Annotated in this window: 18 protein-coding genes; 10 read left to right on the top strand and 8 right to left on the bottom strand. The window is 65.7% G+C overall.

Translation table 11 applies throughout. The features are described 5' to 3' along the window. Positions 1-11: 11 nt before the first annotated feature. The 10 genes from ACSQ3E_RS07095 (at position 12) to ACSQ3E_RS07050 (ending at position 10,636) form a co-directional block, all read left to right on the top strand. Positions 12-479, top strand: a complete 468-nt coding sequence (locus ACSQ3E_RS07095) for a cobalamin B12-binding domain-containing protein (RefSeq protein WP_436122148.1) — start codon at positions 12-14, stop codon at positions 477-479. Further along, entirely contained in the window at positions 476-1,474 is a 999-nt protein-coding gene (gene meaB / locus ACSQ3E_RS07090; RefSeq protein WP_436122147.1) for a methylmalonyl Co-A mutase-associated GTPase MeaB, read from the top strand. The genes ACSQ3E_RS07095 and meaB overlap by 4 nt, the downstream gene beginning before the upstream one ends. Beyond that, the gene (locus ACSQ3E_RS07085; protein ID WP_436122146.1) at positions 1,471-3,162 is read left to right on the top strand and encodes a methylmalonyl-CoA mutase family protein; all 1,692 of its coding nucleotides are present in this window, start codon (positions 1,471-1,473) and stop codon (positions 3,160-3,162) included. The genes meaB and ACSQ3E_RS07085 overlap by 4 nt, the downstream gene beginning before the upstream one ends. Positions 3,163-3,172: 10 nt before the next feature. Next, positions 3,173-3,922 carry an enoyl-CoA hydratase/isomerase family protein gene (locus ACSQ3E_RS07080; RefSeq protein ID WP_436122145.1) on the top strand — a complete coding sequence of 250 codons (750 nt, stop codon included), beginning with the start codon at positions 3,173-3,175 and terminating at the stop codon, positions 3,920-3,922. 7 nt (positions 3,923-3,929) lie between these two features. Next, complete coding sequence (locus tag ACSQ3E_RS07075) at positions 3,930-5,555, top strand: AMP-binding protein (protein ID WP_436122144.1); 1,626 nt, start codon at positions 3,930-3,932, stop codon at positions 5,553-5,555. A 16-nt stretch (positions 5,556-5,571) separates the two neighbouring features. Next, entirely contained in the window at positions 5,572-6,657 is a 1,086-nt protein-coding gene (locus tag ACSQ3E_RS07070) for an AraC family transcriptional regulator (RefSeq protein WP_436122143.1), read from the top strand. A 73-nt stretch (positions 6,658-6,730) separates the two neighbouring features. Then, a complete protein-coding gene (locus ACSQ3E_RS07065; protein ID WP_436122142.1) occupies positions 6,731-7,495 on the top strand; it encodes a 3-hydroxyacyl-CoA dehydrogenase in 765 nt (254 codons plus the stop codon). 4 nt (positions 7,496-7,499) lie between these two features. Next, complete coding sequence (locus ACSQ3E_RS07060) at positions 7,500-8,708, top strand: acetyl-CoA C-acyltransferase (protein WP_436122486.1); 1,209 nt, start codon at positions 7,500-7,502, stop codon at positions 8,706-8,708. A 134-nt stretch (positions 8,709-8,842) separates the two neighbouring features. Further along, on the top strand, positions 8,843-9,964 hold the full coding sequence (locus ACSQ3E_RS07055; protein ID WP_436122141.1) for a branched-chain amino acid ABC transporter substrate-binding protein: 1,122 nt from the start codon (positions 8,843-8,845) through the stop codon (positions 9,962-9,964). Positions 9,965-10,204: 240 nt separating this feature from the next. Continuing rightward, positions 10,205-10,636: a GNAT family N-acetyltransferase gene (locus tag ACSQ3E_RS07050; RefSeq protein WP_436122140.1), complete on the top strand. Its 432-nt coding sequence runs from the start codon at positions 10,205-10,207 to the stop codon at positions 10,634-10,636. A 67-nt stretch (positions 10,637-10,703) separates the two neighbouring features. On the opposite strand, the gene ACSQ3E_RS07045 is transcribed toward ACSQ3E_RS07050, so the two are convergent. The 8 genes from ACSQ3E_RS07045 to ACSQ3E_RS07010 all read right to left on the bottom strand — a co-directional run bounded on the left by ACSQ3E_RS07045 (position 10,704) and on the right by ACSQ3E_RS07010 (position 20,076). Further along, on the bottom strand, positions 10,704-11,822 hold the full coding sequence (locus ACSQ3E_RS07045; RefSeq protein WP_436122139.1) for an anhydro-N-acetylmuramic acid kinase: 1,119 nt from the start codon (positions 11,820-11,822) through the stop codon (positions 10,704-10,706). Between the two features lie 2 nt (positions 11,823-11,824). Further along, positions 11,825-12,838, bottom strand: coding sequence for a serine hydrolase domain-containing protein (locus ACSQ3E_RS07040; protein ID WP_436122138.1), 1,014 nt, complete (start codon positions 12,836-12,838; stop codon positions 11,825-11,827). An 11-nt stretch (positions 12,839-12,849) separates the two neighbouring features. Beyond that, positions 12,850-14,598: an ABC transporter ATP-binding protein gene (locus tag ACSQ3E_RS07035; RefSeq protein ID WP_436122485.1), complete on the bottom strand. Its 1,749-nt coding sequence runs from the start codon at positions 14,596-14,598 to the stop codon at positions 12,850-12,852. Between the two features lie 14 nt (positions 14,599-14,612). Beyond that, positions 14,613-15,446 carry an ABC transporter permease gene (locus ACSQ3E_RS07030; RefSeq protein ID WP_436122137.1) on the bottom strand — a complete coding sequence of 278 codons (834 nt, stop codon included), beginning with the start codon at positions 15,444-15,446 and terminating at the stop codon, positions 14,613-14,615. After that, positions 15,446-16,405 (bottom strand): ABC transporter permease, encoded by a 960-nt coding sequence (locus ACSQ3E_RS07025; RefSeq protein ID WP_436122136.1) that lies wholly within the window; start codon positions 16,403-16,405, stop codon positions 15,446-15,448. Before ACSQ3E_RS07025 ends, ACSQ3E_RS07030 begins: the two co-directional genes overlap by 1 nt. A gap of 152 nt (positions 16,406-16,557) precedes the next feature. Further along, positions 16,558-18,072 (bottom strand): ABC transporter substrate-binding protein, encoded by a 1,515-nt coding sequence (locus ACSQ3E_RS07020; protein WP_436122135.1) that lies wholly within the window; start codon positions 18,070-18,072, stop codon positions 16,558-16,560. 66 nt (positions 18,073-18,138) lie between these two features. Beyond that, on the bottom strand, positions 18,139-19,071 hold the full coding sequence (murQ, locus tag ACSQ3E_RS07015; RefSeq protein ID WP_436122134.1) for an N-acetylmuramic acid 6-phosphate etherase: 933 nt from the start codon (positions 19,069-19,071) through the stop codon (positions 18,139-18,141). Positions 19,072-19,185: 114 nt separating this feature from the next. After that, entirely contained in the window at positions 19,186-20,076 is an 891-nt protein-coding gene (locus ACSQ3E_RS07010; protein ID WP_436122133.1) for a BadF/BadG/BcrA/BcrD ATPase family protein, read from the bottom strand. Between the last annotated feature and the right edge of the window lie 4 nt (positions 20,077-20,080).

Genomic DNA, 20,080 nt, shown 5'->3' with positions numbered 1-20,080 from the left:
GCACTCCAGACATGACCGACTTGAACAGCATGAGCCAGGGCGACGGCGCCAGGGCGGAGATCGACGTGCATACGCCTGTTACCATCCGGGTGCTTGTCGCCAAGCTCGGCCTCGACGGCCATGACAGGGGGGCCAAGGTCGTGGCCCGGATCCTGCGCGACGCCGGCATGGAGGTCGTCTACACCGGCCTCTACAAATCGCCCAACGACGTCGTCAATGCCGCGATCCAGGAAGACGTCGACGTCATCGGCGTCAGCCTGCTGTCGGGCTCGCATCTGCCATTGTTCCAGGAACTCGGCCGTTGCCTCAGGGAAAAGCAGGCCGAGCACATTTTCGTCGTCGCCGGCGGCGTCATTCCCGAGCATGACTACGCCGCTCTGTCGGACAGCGGCGTCGACGCCATCGTGCCGCAGGAAGCCAGGGGCGACCTGATCGTCACGACGATCAGGAACCTGATCGCCGAACGTGGCCGCATATGACGGCGTTCGCCTCATCCCGGCCGGCCCGTCGTGCGGCCTATGTGCCTTCGGCCGTGCTTGTCCCCGAGGTGCTCAAGGGCAGCGTGCTCGCCGTCGCTCGGATGATCACCCGCGCCGAAGCGGGATATGCCGAAGCAACGGAGGCGCTGGCCGACATCTACCGGCACACCGGCAAGGCCCATGTCGTCGGCATCACCGGCGTGCCCGGCGCCGGCAAGTCGACGCTCGTCTCGGCCCTGATCAGGGCCTTTGCCTCTGACGGACACAAGGTCGGCGTGGTTGCCGTCGATCCCAGCAGCCCGTTTTCCGGCGGCGCCATCCTCGGCGACCGCGTGCGGATGAGCGAGGCGGCACAATCCTGCCAGGCCTTTGTGCGCAGCATGGCGACGCGCGGACATCTCGGCGGTCTCGCCCGCTCGACGCTGCAGGCGGTCGATGTGCTCGACGCGGCGGGATACTCGCCGATCATCATCGAAACGGTCGGCGTCGGTCAGGACGAGGTCGAAGTCGTCACCGCCGCCCACACCATCGTGGTGTTGTCCGCGCCGGGGCTCGGCGACGACATCCAGGCGATCAAGGCCGGCATTCTCGAAATCGCCGACATTCACGCCGTCAGCAAGAGCGACAGGCCCGATGCCGCCGCGACGGTCGCGGCCCTCAGCGGCATGATGACCCTCGGGCCGGGCCGGCCAGGCTCGGACTGGCAGACGCCGGTGCTGCCGGTCAGTTCGGTTTCGGGCGAACGGGTCAACGAGCTCAAGGACGCCATCTCAAGGCACTGGGACCATCTCAGGGACAGCGGCGAGTTGCAGCAGCGCGCGCGCAGCATCGGCAGGACGCGGATCCTCGGCACCGCCCGGCAGCTTTTCCAGGACAGGTTCAAACGCGACGCAGACGAACTCGAGACCCACGTTCAGGCGGTGGTGAGCCGGACCATGGATCCGTCCGCCGCCGCCTGCCTTTTGCTGGGTTGGGACAATGAGGTGCCGGCATGAAACTGTTCTCAGCCGAGGCGATCGAGGACATCAGGGAAAAGCAGGCCGCGTGGGAGGCAAACGAACTCGCCGCCACGCTGAAAAGCCGGCCCGAGGAAAGACCGGCCTATGAGACGGAATGCGGCATTCCGTTGAAGCGGATCTACACCGCAGCCGACGTCGCCGGCATCCCGGCCAGCGACCTCGGATTTCCAGGCGCCTATCCGTTCACCCGCGGCGCCTATCCGACGATGTATCGCGGTCGTCCGTGGACGATCCGGCAGGTCGCCGGCTTCGGCAATCCCGAGGCGACCAACCAGCGCTACAAATACATGATCCAGACCGGCCAGACCGGGCTTTCGACCGACTTCGACCTGCCGACGCTTCTGGGCCTCGATTCAGACGATCCGATGGCGTTCGGCGAGGTCGGCCGCGTCGGCGTGGCGATCGATACCGTCGACGACGTCGACCGCCTGTTCGACGGCATAGACCTGGAGAAGATCTCGGTCTCGCTGACCATCAACCCGTCGGCCTGGGTGATCTACGCGATGTTCGTCGCGGTGGCGGAAAGGCGCGGCTACGACCTTGCCAAGCTGACGGGCACGCTGCAGGCCGACCCGCTGAAGGAATATGTCGCCCAGAAGGAATGGATCTACCCGGTACGGCCCGCCGTCAGGCTGCTGCGCGACCTGATCATGCACAGCGCCAGGACGACGCCGAAGCTCAATCCGATCAGCCTCAGCGGCTACCATCTGTCCGACGTCGGCGGCAACGCGTTGCAGGAGATCGCCTTCATCATGGCCTTCACCATCGCCTATTGCGAGGAGGTCATCGCCGCCGGCATGGACATCGACGACTTCGCGCCCAGGCTGTCGTTCTTCTTCATCAGCCACCAGGATTTCTTCGAACAGATCTGCAAGTTCAGGGCGGCCCGGCGCGTCTACGCCAGGATCATGTCCGAGCAGTTCCATGCCAAAAAGCCGGAATCGATGCGCCTCAGGGTGCATGTGCAGACGGCGGCAATGAGCCTGACCAAGGTCGAACACCACAACAACCTGATGCGCACGGCGATCCAGGCGCTGGGCGCGGTGCTCGGCGGCTGCCAGAGCATGCATACCAACGGCCTCGACGAGGCCTTCGCCATCCCGACCGAGGAAGCGATGAAGCTGGCCATCCGGACGCAACAGATCATCCGCGACGAAATCAACGTGACGTCGGTTATCGATCCGCTCGGCGGCTCCTATTTCGTCGAGCGCCTGACGCACGACATGGAGACCGAAATCTGGAAGGTGCTGGACGAGGTCAAAGAGCGCGGCGGCGCCATCAAGCTGGTCGAGGAAGGCTGGTTCCAGCAAAAGCTGGCCGACTCCGCCTATGCCACCTTCAAGAAGATCGACAGCGGCGAGAAGGTCTCGGTCGGCGTCAACCGGCATGTCGACGAAACCAGCGGCTCCGCCGAGGTCCACATCCACCCCTATGACGACCAGTGCACCCAGTTGCAGATCGACCGCCTGACCGCAGTGCGCGCCAACAGGGACAGCGCCCTGGTGACGCAGTTGCTGGCCGAGCTCGCCGACCAGGCCCGCTCCGACGACATCAACCTGCTGCCCAAGACGATAGAGCTGGTCAAGGCGCGAGCGACGCTCGGCGAGATCTGCAGCGCGCTGAGAGACGTCTGGGGCTCCTACGCCGAACCCATGATCGTATGAGGACCCCATCATGACACCAGCAGTCATTTCGACCGACGACGGCGCCATCAGCTGGATCAGGTTGAACCGGCCGGAACGGCTCAACGCCATGAATGGCGATCTCGTCAATCAGCTCTCGGCGGCGCTGGCTCTGGCCGAGACCAGGGCGGCCACCCGCGTCATCATCCTGCATGGCGAAGGCCGCGCCTTCTGCTCGGGCGACGACCTCAAGGATCTCGACGCGCAGACCACCTCGGAAGCGGCAACGCAGGCCTGGGTCGAATCCATCCAGGAGATCACGCTGCAGATCATGCAGTCGCGCAAGATCGTCATTGCCGCGGTGCATGGCTGGTGCGTTGGCGGCGCGCTCGAATGGGTGGTCAATTGCGACTTCCGGCTGTTTGCGGACAATACGCGCTGGTTCTTCCCCGAAGTCGGCTACGGGTTGTTCGTAACTGGCGGCGTGACCGCACTTCTGACCAAGCAGGTCGGGCCGCAAATCGCCAAGGAGCTGATGATCCTCGGCGAACGCCACAATGCTGCCAAGGCGGTCGAGGTCGGCATCGCCTGGAAACTCTTCGCCGAGGCAGACCTGCTCGACGAGGCGAGGAAGCTGGCACTGGCGATTGCCGCCCGGCCCGAGGATGCGGTGGCCGACATCAAGCACGCCATCAACGAAGGCCTCCACTCCTCGCTCGCCGCCGCCATGGCGCTTGAAACCAGGGCCACAGTCAGCGGCTTCCTGTCTGCCGAAGCGCAGGCCCGGGCAAAAAGGTTCTGAACGCGCCATGACCCTTAGCGTCTCATCTCCCGCCTACATCCCCGGCAAAAACGACGACGACCTGGAGAGCCGGGTGCTGCCGCGAATCCTGCTGCGGCAGGCCGAGCGGTTCGGCAGCAAACCATTCATCGAAATCTGCGGGCACAGCGCGAGCTTCGAGGAGATGCTGCTGGTTTCGAGCCAGCTGGCGCGCGGCCTGCGCCAATTGGGCGTCAAGAGGTCGGACCGCGTGGCGATGCTTTTGCCCAACTGCTTCGAGCTCGTCGCGTTGTGGTTTGCGACATCGAGCCTGGGGGCGATCGAGGTGCCGACCAATCCCGGCCTGAAGGGCGACCTGCTTTGCCACAACCTGAACAATTGCGGCGCGGAGGTGCTGGTAACCGATGTCAGCGCGCTGGCCGAGCTCGCCAAGGTGCAGGACAACCTGCCCAGCCTGCGGACCCTGATCCTTGTCGGAACAGACCCGGCCGAAGCCCGGGCGGCGGGCATCAGGATCGACCGCATCGTCAGCTTCGAGGAATGCATGGCGCCGCAATTGGGCTTCGACCTTGTCGATGTCCACTACTCCGACCCGATGGCGATCCTCTACACCTCCGGCACGACGGGTCCGGCCAAGGGCGCATTGATGTCGCACCATCATTGCTATTCCTGGGCGGCGGCGATGGCGTCCAACCTCGGCTACACCAGCAGCGACAGCTATTTCTCCGCCCTGCCGCTGTTTCACACCGATGCCCAGATGTTCGGCGTGCTGCTGCCGCTGATCTACGGCACCAAAACCACGCTGGTCGAAAGCTTCAGCGCCTCCAGGTTCTGGGATCAGCTCCGCGCCAGCGGCGCAACCGCGACCAATCTGCTCGGCGCGATGGCCGTCATCCTGATGCGTGCTCCTCCATCGGACGCCGACCGCGACAATCCCGTCCGGGTGTGCCAGTGCATTCCGATGGTCTCCGACAGGGAGGCCTTCGAACGCCGCTTCGACATGCGGCTTGTCACCGGCTACGGCCAGACCGAAACCAGCTTCGTGACGTTGGATGCGGTGGACGACACCCGACCGGGCTCCTGCGGCCGGCCGCATCCGGATTGGCAAGTGGCGATCGTCGACGAGGCCGACAGGCCGCTGCCGCCCGGCAGCATAGGCGAGATCGTCACGCGCCCAACCAAGAGCTGGAGCATGTTCTCAGGCTATTACCGCGCCGAGGCCAAGACCGTGCAGACTCTGCGGAACCTCTGGTACCATTCGGGCGACGCCGGCTTCATGGACAAGGACGGCTGGCTCTATTTCAAGCATCGCCTCAACGAGGCCATCCGCCGCCGCGGCGAGAACATTTCCGCCTATGAGGTGGAGACGGTCGCCGAGAAGCACCCCGACATCATCGAAAGCGCCGCTTTCGGGATTCCCTCCGAATTCACCGAAGAGGACATCATGGTGGTGGCCCTGCGGCGGGCCGGCTCGACCGTGGAGCCAAGCGAACTGCTCGACCATTTCAGGAATCTCGCGCCCCGCCACATGGTCCCGCGCTACATCGAGATCACCAACACGCCATTGCCGAGAACGCCGACGGAGAAGGTTGCCAGAAACACCTTGCGCCAGCGCGGCGTGGGGCCTGCCACTTTTGACCGGGGTGAGCGTTAGCGCGGGAGCAGATGTGGTGGAACGTCGGATGGTCGCCCCCTGTTTCGTCGACGATACGCTCGAATGTCTGCGCCGCCACGACGTTCCGATAGCACCTCTGCTGGCCAGGCTGGGGCTGCCGTCCATCATCTCGGAACCGATCTCCGCCCGGCAATATGGCGCGCTCTGGCGGGCGGTGGCCGAGGCCATGGACGACGAGTTCTTCGGCGAAGGCGCGCGGCCGATGCGCTCGGGCAGCTTTGCCCTTTTGTGCCATGCGGTGCTGACGACAACGACGCTCGAGCATGCGCTGCGGCGCAGCCTGCGCTTCCTGCGTGTCGTGCTCGACGATCCGCATGGCGAACTGATCGTCCGGGACGGACTGGCGGAGGTCACCCTGCGCGATGCCGGCCCGCTGCGCTCGGCCTTTGCCTACCGCACCTTCTGGATCATCGTGCATGGCCTGAACTGCTGGCTCGTCGGCCGGCGCCTGCCGATCCGCTGGGTCGATTTCAAATGCAGCGCGCCGCCGACCGGAACCGATTATCGCCTGTTCTTCGGCGCCCCGGTGCGCTTCGACCAGCCCGAGACGCGGCTGGTCTTCGACGCCGATTTCCTCAAGCTGCCCGTCATCCGCGACAGCAGCGCCTTGCGCGAATTCCTGCGCCAGGCGCCGGCCAACATATTGGTGCGCTATCGCCATGACGATGGGCTTTCCGCTGCCATACGCGGGCGCCTGCATGGCCTGGTTCCTTCGGCCTGGCCAAGCCTCGGCAACCTCGCCACCGGCATGCGCATACAGGAGCCGACCTTGCGCCGCCGGCTGCAGCAGGAAGGCCAGACCTATCGTTCGATCAAGGACGAGATGCGGCGCGCTTTGGCCATGGAAGCGCTGTTGAGCGGCGGCCGAACGGTCGCCGACGTGGCCGCCGACATCGGCTTTTCCGAACCGAGTGCCTTCCATCGCGCCTTCCACAAATGGACAGGCAAGAGCCCCGCTTCGTTTCGCCGGGAGGCCATCGTCATGGCCGATGCAGAGGACGGTCCAACCTTGAGCCCGCTCGCGCCCTACGCGCAGGGTGCTGAGACCGGCAAACATTGCAAAATCGATCACCAAATCTGAGCGCGGCGGTCATCGTCGGTCCCCTTGCTTCGTAGCAACATGCCCGGGAGAACAACGCATCCGGGCCTGAACAATGCAGATCAAGGACAAGGTCTTTCTGGTGACCGGAGCAGGCTCGGGGCTGGGCGCGGCGGTTGCCCGGATGCTTGCCGACGAAGGTGCCAGCGTGCTCGCCATCGACATGAACGCGGCCGCCGGAGAGAAGACGGCCGCGGAACTGGGCAGCAAGGCGCGTTTTCATCGCGCCGATGTCACCAGCGAAGCCGATGGTCTCGCTGCGGTGACATACGCCGAGGCGGTTTTTGGCGACATCCACGGGCTGGTCAACTGCGCCGGCATCGCACCGGGCGAACGGGTCATCGGCCGCGACGCTCCGCATGGCCTTGACAGCTTCGCCCGGACCGTCGCCGTCAATCTCGTCGGCACCTTCAACATGTTGCGGCTTGCCGCAAGCGTCATGGTCAAGGGTGAAGCCGACACCGATGGCCAGCGCGGCATCATCAACACCGCCTCCATCGCCGCCTTCGACGGCCAGGTCGGCCAGGCCGCCTATGCCGCGTCGAAGGGCGGCGTCGTCGCGCTGACCTTGCCCGTCGCACGCGAACTGGCCCGCCATGGCGTGCGCGTCGTCACCATCGCGCCGGGCATCTTCGAGACGCCGATGATGGCCGCGATGCCACAGGAGGTGCGAGACGCGCTCGGCGCCAGCGTGCCGTTTCCGCCACGCCTCGGCCGCCCTGACGAATATGCCGGGCTGGTCAGGCACATCTGCCAGAACACGATGCTGAATGGCGAGGTCATCCGCCTCGACGGCGCGCTGCGCATGGCGCCGCGCTGACCACATGCAGGAGGAGAGCTGGGTGAACAGTCATGATCCGGTGGTCATAGCAGGGGCAGCCAGGACACCGCTTGGCGGCTTCCTCGGAAGCCTGAAGGACCTTACCGCCCCGCAGCTTGGAGCAGCGGCCATCCGCGCCGTCCTGGAGCGGTCCGAGCTGGACACCGGCCTTGTCGACCAGGTGCTGATGGGCTGTGTCCTGGCGGCCGGCCAGGGCCAGGCGCCGGCGCGCCAGGCAACGCTTGCAGCCGGGCTGCCGCTCGCCACAGGCGCCACCACCGTCAACAAGATGTGCGGCTCCGGCATGATGTCGGCGATGCTTGCGCACGACCTCATCGCCGCGGGATCGGCGACGACGATCGTGGCCGGCGGCATGGAGAGCATGTCGAACGCACCCTACCTGCTCGACCGCGCGCGCTCAGGCTACCGCATTGGGCATCATCGCCTCGTCGACCATGTGTATCTCGATGGCCTCGAGGACGCCTATGACAAGGGGCGCCTGATGGGCACATTCGCCGAGGACTGCGCCAAGGCCTACGGCTTCACGCGCGATGCGCAGGACACGTTCGCGCTCGAGTCGCTCGACAGGGTACGGCAGGCCATCGCCGACGGCAGCTTCCGCGACGAGATCGTTCCCGTCACGGCAACGGACGGCAAGGCCGAACGGCTGGTCGGCAACGACGAGCAGCCGCAAAAGGCCCGCCCCGACAGGATCGCCTTGCTGAAACCGGCCTTTCGCGACGGCGGCACGGTGACGGCAGCCAATTCCTCGTCGATTTCAGATGGTGCCGCGGCCCTCGCGCTGATGCGCCGCTCGGCGGCGGACAGAGCCGGCCTCGCCCCTCTCGCAACAATTCGCGGCCATCTCACCCATGCCCAGGCGCCCAATCTCTTCACCTCGGCACCGGTCGGCGCCATGCGCAAGCTCTGCGAGAAGATCGGCTGGCGTCTCGAGGACGTCGATCTCTTCGAGATCAACGAGGCCTTTGCCGTCGTGCCGATGGTCGCGATGCGCGAGCTCGACCTGCCGCGCGACAAGGTCAACGTCCATGGCGGCGCCTGCGCGCTTGGCCATCCGATCGGCGCGTCGGGCACGCGCATTCTCGTCACGCTGGTGTCGGCGCTGCGCAGATACCGGCTGCGGCGCGGCATCGCCGCTGTCTGCATCGGCGGCGGCGAGGCCACGGCGATGGCCGTGGAGTTGACGTCCTAGACGGCCGCAAGGAGAAGGCCGCCGTTCAACAAGGGAACACCGGCGGCAGGTCCGAAACGGTCAGCCTTGCCAGCGAGCGTGGGCATCGCGGCGAGGCATCAACCAACGCCCACAATGCCAATGGGAGTCTTCAAATGAAAAAATCGCTGTTGTCAGCAGTTGCCTTGACCGCGCTGGTCGCCTTTGGCGGCCCGGCCTGGGCCGACATCGTGATCGGCGTCGCCGGCCCGATCACCGGCCCGAACGCCGCCTTCGGGGCGCAGTTCCAGAAGGGCGCCGAGCAGGCCGCCGCCGACATCAACGCCGCCGGCGGTGTGCTCGGCGAGCAGATCAGGATCCAGGTCGGCGACGACGTCTCCGACCCGAAGCAGGGCATTTCGGTGGCCAACAAGTTCGTCGCCGACGGTGTCAAATATGTCGTCGGCCACTTCAATTCGGGCGTGTCGATCCCGGCGTCCGAGGTCTATGCCGAAAATGGCGTGCTCGAGATTTCGCCGGCTTCGACCAATCCGCAATATACCGAGCGCGGGCTGTGGAACACCTTCCGCACCTGCGGCCGTGACGACCAGCAGGGCAAGGTCGCCGGCGACTACATCGCCGCCAATTTCAAGGACGCCAAGATCGCGATGATCCACGACAAGAGCCCCTATGGCCAGGGCCTTGTCGACGTCGCCAAGGCGGTGCTCAACGGCAACGGCATCAACGAGGTGCTGTATGAAGGCATCAACATTGGCGACAAGGATTTCTCGGCCCTCATCGGCAAGCTGAAGCAGGCCGGCGTCAGCCTGATCTATTTCGGCGGCCTGCACACCGAGGCCGGCCTGATCATGCGCCAGTCGGCCGACCAGGGGCTGAAGGCCATTCTGTTCTCGGGCGACGGCATGGTGTCGAACGAGCTCGCTTCGATCGCCGGCGACGCGGTGGTCGGCACGCTCAACACCTTCTCGCCCGATCCGCGCAAGAATCCGGCGGCCAAGAATCTGGTCGAGAACTTCCGGGCCAAGGGTTTCGAGCCGGAAGCCTATACCTTGTATTCCTACGCCGCCGTCCAGATCATCGCCGCCGCCATCGCCAAGGCGGGTTCAGCCGACGATGCCCAGAAGGTCGCCGAGACGATGAAGGCGAACGGTCCCTGGACGACGGCGATCGGCGACATCGGCTACGACGCCAAGGGCGACATCACCCGCCCCGACTACGTCATCTACGAATGGAAGCGAGGCGACGACGGCAAGCCGACCTATGCCCAGAAGCAGTAGCTAGAGAGGTTCCGCTTTTCTTCGAATCGCGGAACCTCTCTATCTCTTTGTTTCTACGCAATTCCGGACGGAAAACCGCTGCGCACTTTTCCTGGAATTGCTCTAAGGGAGGGATGCCCGGCCCCACGGGGTCGGGCATCCCGCTGGTACTGGCGCACAGGATTATGTGCCTGTCAGGGGCCAATCGGTGCGCCGCCGCCGAATTTTCCTGCTAGAAGGATCCGCCACCGGGTCCCCGCAATGAACCACACGATCACCGTTCTCGATAAGCCATCTTCCGACGAGCTCGATATCATCGGCGAACGCCTCGCCGCCTTCAATTCAGGGGATGTCGGCCCGGCAGAAAAGCAAGCGCTGATCGTTGCCGTCCGCGACGAGACCGAAAAACTCCTTGGCGGCATATCGGGCTACACCGCCTGGGGCTGGCTCTACATACAGTGGCTTTGGGTGGACGACAGCCTGCGCGGCCAGAACATGGCGTCACGCATGCTCGAGGCGGCCGAGGACGAGGCCATCAGGCGCGGCTGCCACGGCGCCTATATCGACACCTTCAACCCGACGGCGCTGAAGGTCTATCAGCGCCAGGGCTACAAGCCCTTCGGCGAGCTTGCGGATTTCCCCAAGGGGCGCACGCGGACCTTCCTGTCGAAGCCGCTCCAGCCGGCGGCCTGAACCGGCGGCGCGGTGCTTGCCGCCACTCTTTTGTCGCTGCTTTGCAGTTTCGTCGCGAGCGCGAACGTCAGCCGGCGATGCGGCCGCCGGTCATCGGCTGAGGCACACCGGTCGTGCTCGGGAAGCTGATCGGCATGCCGCGCAGGACACGCACGGCGAGGAAGGCAAAGCACTCGGCTTCCACCGCATCGCCGCGCCAGCCGATCGTGTCGGCAGAGACGGCATCGACGCCGGCGCGCTCGCGGAGCATCGCCATGAAGGTCGGGTTGTGGCGGCCGCCGCCCGAGACGAACAGCTTCTTCGGTCGCTGCGGCAGGAGGTCGAGCGCCTTACCGACGCAGGACGCGCTGAAAGCGGTCAGGGTGGCGGCACCGTTCTCGTTGCTCAGCCCGTCGGCCATCCCTGCGGTGAAATCGAAGCGGTCGAGCGACTTGGGATAGGCAGCCGTGAGATAGGGGTGTTCGAGCAGGCGCGCGAGCCTCGCCTCGTCGACGGTGCCGGCCGCGGCGAGCGCCCCGCCCCGGTCCATCTCGCCCAGCCCCCGCGCCTTGACGAAGTCGTTGATCGGCGCGTTGGCCGGGCCGGTGTCGAAGGCGACGAGGTCGGACTTGCCGTCCCACCAGGTGACGTTGCCGACGCCGCCGAGATTGAGGATGGCGCTGTCGCCGCTCGCGCCTGCCGTGCCGAGCAAGGCGGCGTGGTAGGCGGCGGCCAGCGGCGCGCCCTGCCCGCCGGCACGGATGTCGGCGGTGCGGAAATCATAGACCACCTTGGTGCCGAGGAGCGACTGCATCAGCGCGCCATCGCCGAGCTGGCGGGTCTCGCCCGGCAGTCCGCCCTTCTGCGGGCCGCGATGCAGCACGGTCTGGCCGTGGAAGCCGATGACGCCGATGTCGCTCATCGCCATGCCCGCGCCCTCTACGACCTGGCGCACGGCAGCCGACTGGGCGCGGGTCAGGGCTTGCTCGGCGCTGGCGAAGATCGCCGGCTCCGGCCCCTCGAAGTTCCAGACTCGGGCTTCGGCCTGCGCCTGCTCCAGCATCGGCCGGACGGAAGCTTCGTAAGGCACGAGTGCGTAAGGACCGAAGGCCTCGATGCGCTCGCCGTCGGTCTTGAGCAGCGCGACGTCGATGTTGCCGTCGAGGACGGTTCCGGTCATCAGCCCGACCGACCAGATGGGTTGCATGTTCAAGCTCCGTTGATGATGTCGCCGACCTGACGGCGAAGATCTGTTATGCCGCTGTCGAAGTGACGCGTCGGATGGATGCGATTGGTGAGCAGCGTCCAGGCGCGGCCGGCGTCGAAATCGATCCACAAGCCGGTGCCGGTAAATCCGGTATGGCCGATGGTGCCTGTGCTGCAGCGGTCGCCGCCGGACCAGCCGGCATAGGCGCGCTCCCAGCCATGCGTGCGCTTGTCCGAAAGCGGCCTGCGCATCAGCGCGATCGCGTCGGCGGAGGCACCGCTGCCGTCGAGCAGGCCGTGCGCGAAAGCCAGAACCGAGGCCGCCGTGCCGAACAGGCCGGCATGGCCCGCCCCCTGCAGCGCCGAGCAATTGTCGTCATGGACCTCGCCCGACAGCACCCGGTGGCGCCAGGTACAGTCCTCGGTCGCCGCCGACTGTTCCGGATCGGCCGAAAAGGCAAAGCCCTTGCCGGCATCCATGTCACGGATCCATGTGCCCGACAGGCGCTCCATGACAAAGCCGAGCAGGATGAAGTTGATGTCGGAATAGACAGGCGCATCGAGCTTTCGCCATTGGCGCTGCAGGATGAAGGTCCGCAGCAGATCCGGATCGCGGCCATAGCTGTAGATCGGCTCGACCGCCGGGAACGGCGTCTGGTGGCCGAGACACTGGCGGAAGGTCACCTGCCGCTCCCAGGCGTCGGGGTCATACTGGCGCAGGTCGGGCAAGACAGTCGTCAGCGGCGCATCGAGGTCGACGCTGCCGGCCTCGGCCAGCGCCAGGATGCGCGGGGTGGTGAAAATGACCTTAGTCAGCGATGCCAGGTCGAACCAGGTCTCCTGCTGCATCGGGCGCTCGGATGGCAGGCGTTGCGCATGGCCGATGGCGCGGGAGAACCGCCGGCCGTCCTTGTCGACGACCCCCATCACACCGCCGGGAATCCGACCAGCGGCGACGGCATGTTCGAGCGGGACGAATGCACGCTCGAAACGCTGGGCGATGTCGTGGCTGGCCATGTTCGCTTTCCTCAGGCCTCGGCGCGGACCTTGTGGTCGGCGCCGAATTGCATCCATGTCGCGGCCGGCGGCTCGTAGCCGACCGGACGCACCAGCGACGGCACCTGGCGGGTGTCGAGCTCGAAATGCTGCTTGCGGCGGTCGATTGTCGGCACGGCCTCGATGAGCTTCTTCGTATAGGGGTGCTGCGGGTCGGACAGCACCGATTTCGCATCGCCGATCTCGACGATCTGGCCGGCATACATCACCGCGACACGATGCGCGATACGCTCGACGACTGCCATGTCGTGCGAAATGAACAGATAAGCGAGACCGTATTCGTGCTGCAGGTCGACCAACAGCTCGAGCACGCGCGCCTGGACCGAGACGTCGAGCGCCGAGACCGCTTCGTCGAGCACCACGACAGACGGATTGAGCATCAGCGCACGCGCAATGCACAGGCGCTGGCGCTGGCCGCCGGAGAACTGGTGCGGATAACGGGCAAGGCTGTCCTCGGGCAGGCCGACGCGCTTGAGCAGCGCTGCCATCCTGTCGCGAACCTTGACGTCGACAGGCGTGCCGGTGGCGATCACGGGCTCGGCCAGGAGCTGCTCGACATTAAGACGCGGATTGAGCGAGGCATAGGGATTCTGGAACACCATCTGCACCGGCAGCCGGCTCTGGCCGGGTCGCGCCGCCTGGGCTTCCACTGAAAACGCTCCGCGCGTCGGCGAGACCAGGCCGAGTACGGCGCGCGCCGTGGTCGACTTGCCCGAACCGCTTTCGCCGACGATCGCCAGCGTTTCGCCAGGCATCAGATCGAAGGCGACGCCATCGACGGCATGCACCGCGCCCACCGGCTTGCTGAACCAGCCGCCCTTCAGCGGATAACGCACGACGAGATCGTCGACCTCGAGCGTCGCCCTGGGCAGCGGCGCTGCCGCGCGTGCTCCGTCGGTTCTCACAGCCACGCCGCTGGAGAAATGCGGCACCGCATGCAGCAGATGCTGGGTGTACGGGTGCTGCGGCTTGTCGAGGATCTGGCTCAGTTCGCCCTGCTCGACGACCCTGCCGTCCTGCATCACCATCACGCGGTCGGCGATGCCGGCGACGAGGCCAATGTCGTGGCTGATGAAGATCATCGACATGCCGGTTTCGCGGCGAAGCTCGGCCAGCAGCGCCATGATCTGCGCCTGGACGGTGACGTCGAGTGCGGTCGTCGGCTCGTCGGCGATCAAAAGGCGCGGATTGCAGGCCAGCGCCATGGCGATCATCACACGCTGCAGCATGCCGCCCGACAGCTCGTTCGGCGTCGCCTTGAGCCGACGCTCGGCGTCGGGAATACGCACCCGCTCGAGTGCGTCGCGCGCCGCGGCACGTGCCTGCGCGCCGGTCAGGCCGCGATGCAGGCGGAACGATTCCTCGATCTGGGCGCCGATGGTCAGCACCGGATTGAGCGAGGTCATCGGCTCCTGGAAGATCACGCCGATCTCGGCGCCGCGAATGCCGATCAGTTCCTGCTTGCCGGCGCGGGTGACGTCAAGCACGCTGCCGTCGGCGCGCAGCAGTTCGATCTTGCCGCTGGTGATGCGGCCGCCGGCATAGTCGATCAGGCGGTTGCTCGACAGTGCGGTGACCGACTTGCCCGAGCCGCTCTCGCCGACGATCGCCAGCACCTCGCCGACGCCGAGATCGAAGCTCACGCCATGCACGACTTCCTTGGCGCTGGCCGCCGGGCCGAAGCTGACATGCAGGTCGCGGACCGAAAGGATCGGCTTCATCTCTGATGCCATGGTCACGCCCTCCTCGTCTTGGGGTCGAGGATGTCGCGCAGCGCATCGCCGAGAAGGTTGAAGCCGAGGATCGAGAGCATGATGGCAACAGCCGGAAAGGCCAGCAGCCACGGCGCCTGCTCCATCAGGTTGCGCGCATCGCTCAGCATCAGGCCGAGCGACGAGGCCGGCGGCTGGGTGCCGAGGCCGAGGAAGCTCAGGCCGGCTTCGGTCAGCAGCGCCCAGGCGAGCGCCAGCGTCACCTGCACGGTGAGCGGCGCCACCAGGTTGAGCAGCAGGTGCCGGGTCAGGATATAGGTGCGGCTCGAGCCGAAGGTGCGGGCGGCATCGACGAAATCGCGGGCCTTGAGCGACAGCGCCGGGCCACGCACGACGCGGGTGAAGATCGGCGTGTAGACGATGCTGATGGCAGCGACACTGGTCCAGGTGCCGGGGCCGATGATGGTGACGATCAGCAGCGCCAGAAGGATCGCCGGGAAGGCCAGCAGCACGTCCATGAAGCGCATCATCACCGTGTCCCAGCGGCCACCAAACCAGGCGGCGATGAGGCCGAGCACGGTGCCGGCGAGCGTCGCAAGTGCGACGGAGAAAAACGCCACGGTGAAGGACTGGCCGATGCCCTTCATCAGGCGGCTCATCACGTCGCGGCCGAACAGGTCGGTGCCCATCCAGTAGGACGACGTCGGCGCATGCAGGCGGTCGATGCGGTACTGCATCAGCGGGTCATGCGGGGTCAGGCCGGCGGCGCCGGCCAAGGCGACGAGCAGGTAGGCCAGCACGATGGCGCCGCCGATGCGGCCGCTCGGATGCGAAAAGATGGCCTTCACGACACGCATCAACGGCTCTCCAGGCGAATACGGGGGTCGAGCGCGGCATAAGCGAGGTCGACGAGCAGATTGACGATCATGAAGTTGAGGGCGATGAACAGCACAGCCCCCTGCACCAGCGCATAGTCGCGCTGCAGGATGGCTTCGAGCACCATGCGGCCGAGGCCGGGCAGCGCATAGATCTGTTCGACGATGACAGCGCCGCCGAGCAGATAGCCGAATTCGATGCCGCTCAGCGTGACGACGGGCACCAGCGCATTGGGCAGAGCGTGGCGCCAGATGACGCTGCGCTCGGAAGCGCCCTTGCTGCGCGCGGTGCGGACATAGTCGTCGCTCAGCACGTCGAGCATCGCCGAGCGGGTGACGCGGGTGACCGAGGACGCAAAGGCGCAGCCAAGCGTGATTGCCGGCAGGATCATCTGGCCGAGATTCTGCAGCGGATCCTGCCAGAACGGTGTGAAGGCGCCCATCGTCGGCAGCACGCCGAAGCCGGCCGACAAGATGTAGATGATGACCAGACCGACCACGAAGCTCGGCGTCGACTGGCCGATCATGGCGGCGATGCGGACGCCGAGATCGGCGGGACGTTCGTTGCGGGTGGCAGCGAAGACGCCGGCCGGCACGCCGATCGACAGCGCGATCAGCATGGCCAGAAGCGCCAGTTCAAGCGTCAGCGGAAAGCGTTCGAGGATGACCGACAGCACCGGCTTGCCGTAGGTCACCGATATGCCGAGATCGCCGCTGAACAGGCCGGTGAACCAGCGCCAATACTGGACCGGCCAGGGTTGGTCGATGCCGAAATAGATGGCCAGCGAATCCCGCTGCTGCGGCGTCAGAAGTCCGGCCTCGGTTCCCAGCATGGCGGTGATGGAATCGCCCGGCACCAGCCGGATGGCGATGAAGACGATGATCGAGACGCCGATCAGCACCAGGGGAAAGGCCCGCAGGCGACGTATCACGTAACTCATGGCGTAAGGACCATCTGGAGTTGGGGAGCCGTTGCGGTTCCCGGGCTGGACCGGCCAAGGCCGGTCGCGGATTCAAGGGCGGTCGCCATCGGCTCAACGGCGACCGCCTTCGGGCGGCGACAGGGAGATGCCCGCCGCCCAAAACGCAGTTGCTACTGGATGGTGACCTTACCCAGGCTGACCAGCGAGCCGGTCGGCATCGGCACGAAACCCTGCACGTTCTTCTGCTGGGCGGTGTAGCCATAGCCGGTGTAGAGCCAGATCCACGGCGCCTTTTCAGCAAGTTGCTTGTCGAACTCGGCGAAGATCACCCTGCGCTTTTCCGGATCAGTCTCGGCGCGGCCGTCCTGCAGCAGCTTGTCGAGCGTGTCGTCGGCGAAGTTCGAAACCTTCTGCAGGTTGCCGTTCTTGGTCCAGTAGCGGTTGTACATGGTGTAGGGGTCGGGACGGCCGCCATTCAGCGCCACTGCCATGTCGAAGTCGCCCTTCAGCCAGGTGTCGACATAGACGTTGAGCTCCATCATCTTGATGTCGAGCTTGACGCCGATCTCGGCCAGCTGCGACTGCAGCACCTGCGCTTCGGCGGCAGCGGTCGGCGGCTCGCCGGTGGCAGCGATCACGGTGGCGCTGAAGCCATCGGCAAAACCGGCATCGGCCATCAGCTTCTTGGCCTTCTCGACGTCCTGCTTGTAGCAGAACAGCGAATTCGGATCGGAAGCGAAGAACGGCGCGGTAATCGGCCCGGTCACCTGGCCTTCGCCGAGGGAGGCCGTGTCGAGCACCGCCTTGCGGTCGACGGCGCAGGAGATGGCCTGGCGCACGGCCAGCTCGTTCATCGGCTTGCGCGCCGGGTTGAGCTGCAGCACGTGATAGGCGAGCAGCGGCGCACGGTTGAGCTGGAGCTTCGGCTCGTTGGGCACCAGCGTCGCAATCAGCGGATCGTTGAGCAGCGCGAAGTCGATCTGGCCGGTGCGCATGGCGGCGAGGATCGCGGTTTCGTCGGGCAATACGCTGATCTCGATGCCGTCGACGCCGGTAGCACCGCCGGCCCAGTCCTTGTTGGCGACAAGTGCGGCCTTGGAATTGGGATCCCACTTCTCGAGCTTGAACGGACCCGAGCCGACAGCCTTAGTGCCGATGGTGCCGGCCGCGATCTCGCTTGCCGGGACGATCGACGAATTGGTGTCGGTCATGGCGGTCAGGATCGGCGCGTCGGGCTGCTTCAGCTTGAAGACGACGGTGCCGGCATCCGGCGCCTCGATGCTCTCGATGGAGAGATAGTTGGCGCGGTTGGCGGCACCGGTCTTCTCGTCGAGGATGCGTTCGAACGATGCCTTGACGTCGGCCGAGGTCACGGCGGCACCGTTCTGGAACTTGGCCTTGGGGTCGAGCTTGAAGGTCAGCTGCTTGCCATCGGCCGCGAATTCCCAGGACGTCGCGATGCCGGGGATGATCTTGAGATCGGCGTCGAGGCGCACGAGCGGCTCATAGATCAGCTCGAGCAGGCGCAGCGACGAAAACGCGGTCTGCTTGTGCGGGTCGAGGCCGGTGGCGTCCTGCGCCCAGGCCATGCGCAGGTTCGCTGCATCGGCATGGCCGGCGACCGCCGAGAGACCGATCATCACGGCCGTCGTCGCGCCAAGGAAATATCTGAATTTGCTGGTCATTTCATCCTCCCTGTTAGTCTTTCGCCGGCGGCCGGAATGGCCGCCCGGATCACTCAGTTGCCCTGATCATATGGATGCCTGCTTCGCATCCCGGATTGCTTGCCGCAAGAAGCCTTTGGAACCGTCCAGCGCTGATCGCGCAGCGGCAGGTTCCATCCCCGTCATGACGATGAGGATTGCCAGCTTCACGTCGTTGTCGGTCTGGGCGAGCGCTGTCTGCGCCTCTTCCAGCGTGCATTCGGCTGCCTGCATGACGATGCGGGCGGCACGCGCCACGAGCTTCTTGTTCGAAGCCTTCAGGTCGACCATCAGGTTTTCATAGGTCTTGCCGATGCCGATCATGCTGGCGGTGGTCAGCATGTTGAGCACAAGCTTTTCAGCCGTGCCCGATTTCATCCGCGTCGAACCGGTCAGCGCCTCGGGGCCGACAACAGGCGAAATGGCGATTTCGGCGATTTCGGCGATGGCTGACTGCGGGTTGCACGACAGCGCAACAGCGGTGGCACCTACCTTCTTCGCATAATTCAGGCCGCCAATGACGTAGGGTGTGCGGCCGCTTGCAGCGATCCCGACGACGACGTCCCTGGATGTCAGCTCGATGTCGGCCAGCGCCTCCGCACCCTTGGTCTGGCTGTCCTCGGCCCCTTCGGTGGCCTTCAGCAGCGCGCTGTAGCCGCCGGCAATGAGGCCGACAACCATGGTCGACGGCACGCTGAAAGTCGGCGGACACTCCGAGGCGTCGAGCACGCCGATGCGGCCGCTGGTGCCGGCGCCCATATAGATCAGGCGCCCGCCCTGCCGGAAAGCTGCGATGGTGCGGTCGACGGCAGCGGCGATCTCGGGCATCACCTTTTCGACCGCATGGGCGACAAGCTTGTCTTCGTCGTTGATTTTCCTGAGGACGTCGATGGTCGGCAAAAGGTCGATATCCATGGTGCGCGGGTTCCGCTCCTCGGAAACCAAACGCCCCAGTTCCGAAATCAAGGCTTGTTCTGACACTTGTCGCCACCTGCCCGGTTCTCAAGATGCAAGAGCCTGCGGAGCCGGTTCTCCTAGGCTTTCATTAACTTTCTAGAATGACATATTCCTGTTGTCAATAAATTTTGGAATGGATTATTCCTTGGCAATGAGCATCCGGTCGAGCTGTCGGGCAAGGATGATCGCCCCCGACACGGCGTCGCCATCCGTCGGCTTGAGGCGACGGCGAACGTCGGGCGCAAGCCAGGGTTCCAGCGGGCTGGCGAGGCCGCCGAGCAGGGTGACGCGCGGCGCGCCCTTGTCGAACAGGGTGCGCACGATGGTGTCGATCTGCTCTGCCGCCGCCTGCACGATGCGGCGCCCCGCGGCATCGCCCTGGTCGGCATGGCGCATGACGGTGGGCGCCAACGCGGCGTAATCAGTGGCGGTTGCCCGGTCCATCCAGGCCACAGCTTCCATCGGATCATTGTGGAAACGCTGCATGACCTCGGTGAGCAGGGCCGAGCGATCATGCCGGCCGTCATTGGCGCGCAGCGCCAGCTGCACCGCCTTCAGGCCGAGATCTGCGCCACTGCCCTCATCCGAGATCGGGAAACCGTAGCCGCCGACCCTGAGGTCGCGTCCCTCGACGAAACCCAGCCCGATCGAACCGGTGCCGGCAATGACGATGGCGCCGTCCTTGCCCGAATGGGCGCCAAGGCAGGCGCCCATGCCGTCGCTGGTGAAGCCGATGGCGGCGAAGGGATGGTCCAGCGCCTGCAGCGCCTCCAGCGCGCCCTTTCGACCAATGCCGGCAAGGCCGATGCCAGCAAAGGTGCGCGCCAGCTCGGCTGCGCCGAAACCGGCCTCCTCGACCGCCGCGCCATAGGCACGGGCGATCGACGCCCAGGCGACGTCGATGCCGAGCCGCGTCGTCGCCGGACCCGAGAGCCCCTGGCCGCGCACATCGCCGGCCTCGTCGACGATGCGGGCGCGGCAACCGGTGCCGCCGCCATCGACGCCGAGATAGAAACGGGGGAGCGCCACCGAA

It is taken from the genome of Aminobacter sp. LjRoot7, from assembly GCF_964252895.1.
Lineage (GTDB): Bacteria > Pseudomonadota > Alphaproteobacteria > Rhizobiales > Rhizobiaceae > Aminobacter > Aminobacter aminovorans_B.
The sequence above is the reverse complement of the archived record's forward strand: the minus strand, read 5'-3'. Positions and strand labels throughout refer to the sequence as shown.

Coding starts and splice junctions, on each gene's coding strand:
- ACSQ3E_RS07055 (WP_436122141.1), top strand. CDS start 8,843: ATGAAAAAATCGCTGTTGTCAGCAGTTGCCTTGACCGCGCTGGTCGCC.
- meaB (WP_436122147.1), top strand. CDS start 476: ATGACGGCGTTCGCCTCATCCCGGCCGGCCCGTCGTGCGGCCTATGTG.
- ACSQ3E_RS07095 (WP_436122148.1), top strand. CDS start 12: ATGACCGACTTGAACAGCATGAGCCAGGGCGACGGCGCCAGGGCGGAG.
- ACSQ3E_RS07040 (WP_436122138.1), bottom strand. CDS start 12,838: ATGGCCAGCCACGACATCGCCCAGCGTTTCGAGCGTGCATTCGTCCCG.
- ACSQ3E_RS07025 (WP_436122136.1), bottom strand. CDS start 16,405: ATGAGTTACGTGATACGTCGCCTGCGGGCCTTTCCCCTGGTGCTGATC.
- ACSQ3E_RS07085 (WP_436122146.1), top strand. CDS start 1,471: ATGAAACTGTTCTCAGCCGAGGCGATCGAGGACATCAGGGAAAAGCAG.
- ACSQ3E_RS07060 (WP_436122486.1), top strand. CDS start 7,500: ATGCAGGAGGAGAGCTGGGTGAACAGTCATGATCCGGTGGTCATAGCA.
- ACSQ3E_RS07045 (WP_436122139.1), bottom strand. CDS start 11,822: ATGCAACCCATCTGGTCGGTCGGGCTGATGACCGGAACCGTCCTCGAC.
- ACSQ3E_RS07020 (WP_436122135.1), bottom strand. CDS start 18,072: ATGACCAGCAAATTCAGATATTTCCTTGGCGCGACGACGGCCGTGATG.
- ACSQ3E_RS07065 (WP_436122142.1), top strand. CDS start 6,731: ATGCAGATCAAGGACAAGGTCTTTCTGGTGACCGGAGCAGGCTCGGGG.
- ACSQ3E_RS07035 (WP_436122485.1), bottom strand. CDS start 14,598: ATGAAGCCGATCCTTTCGGTCCGCGACCTGCATGTCAGCTTCGGCCCG.
- ACSQ3E_RS07075 (WP_436122144.1), top strand. CDS start 3,930: ATGACCCTTAGCGTCTCATCTCCCGCCTACATCCCCGGCAAAAACGAC.
- ACSQ3E_RS07050 (WP_436122140.1), top strand. CDS start 10,205: ATGAACCACACGATCACCGTTCTCGATAAGCCATCTTCCGACGAGCTC.
- ACSQ3E_RS07080 (WP_436122145.1), top strand. CDS start 3,173: ATGACACCAGCAGTCATTTCGACCGACGACGGCGCCATCAGCTGGATC.
- ACSQ3E_RS07030 (WP_436122137.1), bottom strand. CDS start 15,446: ATGCGTGTCGTGAAGGCCATCTTTTCGCATCCGAGCGGCCGCATCGGC.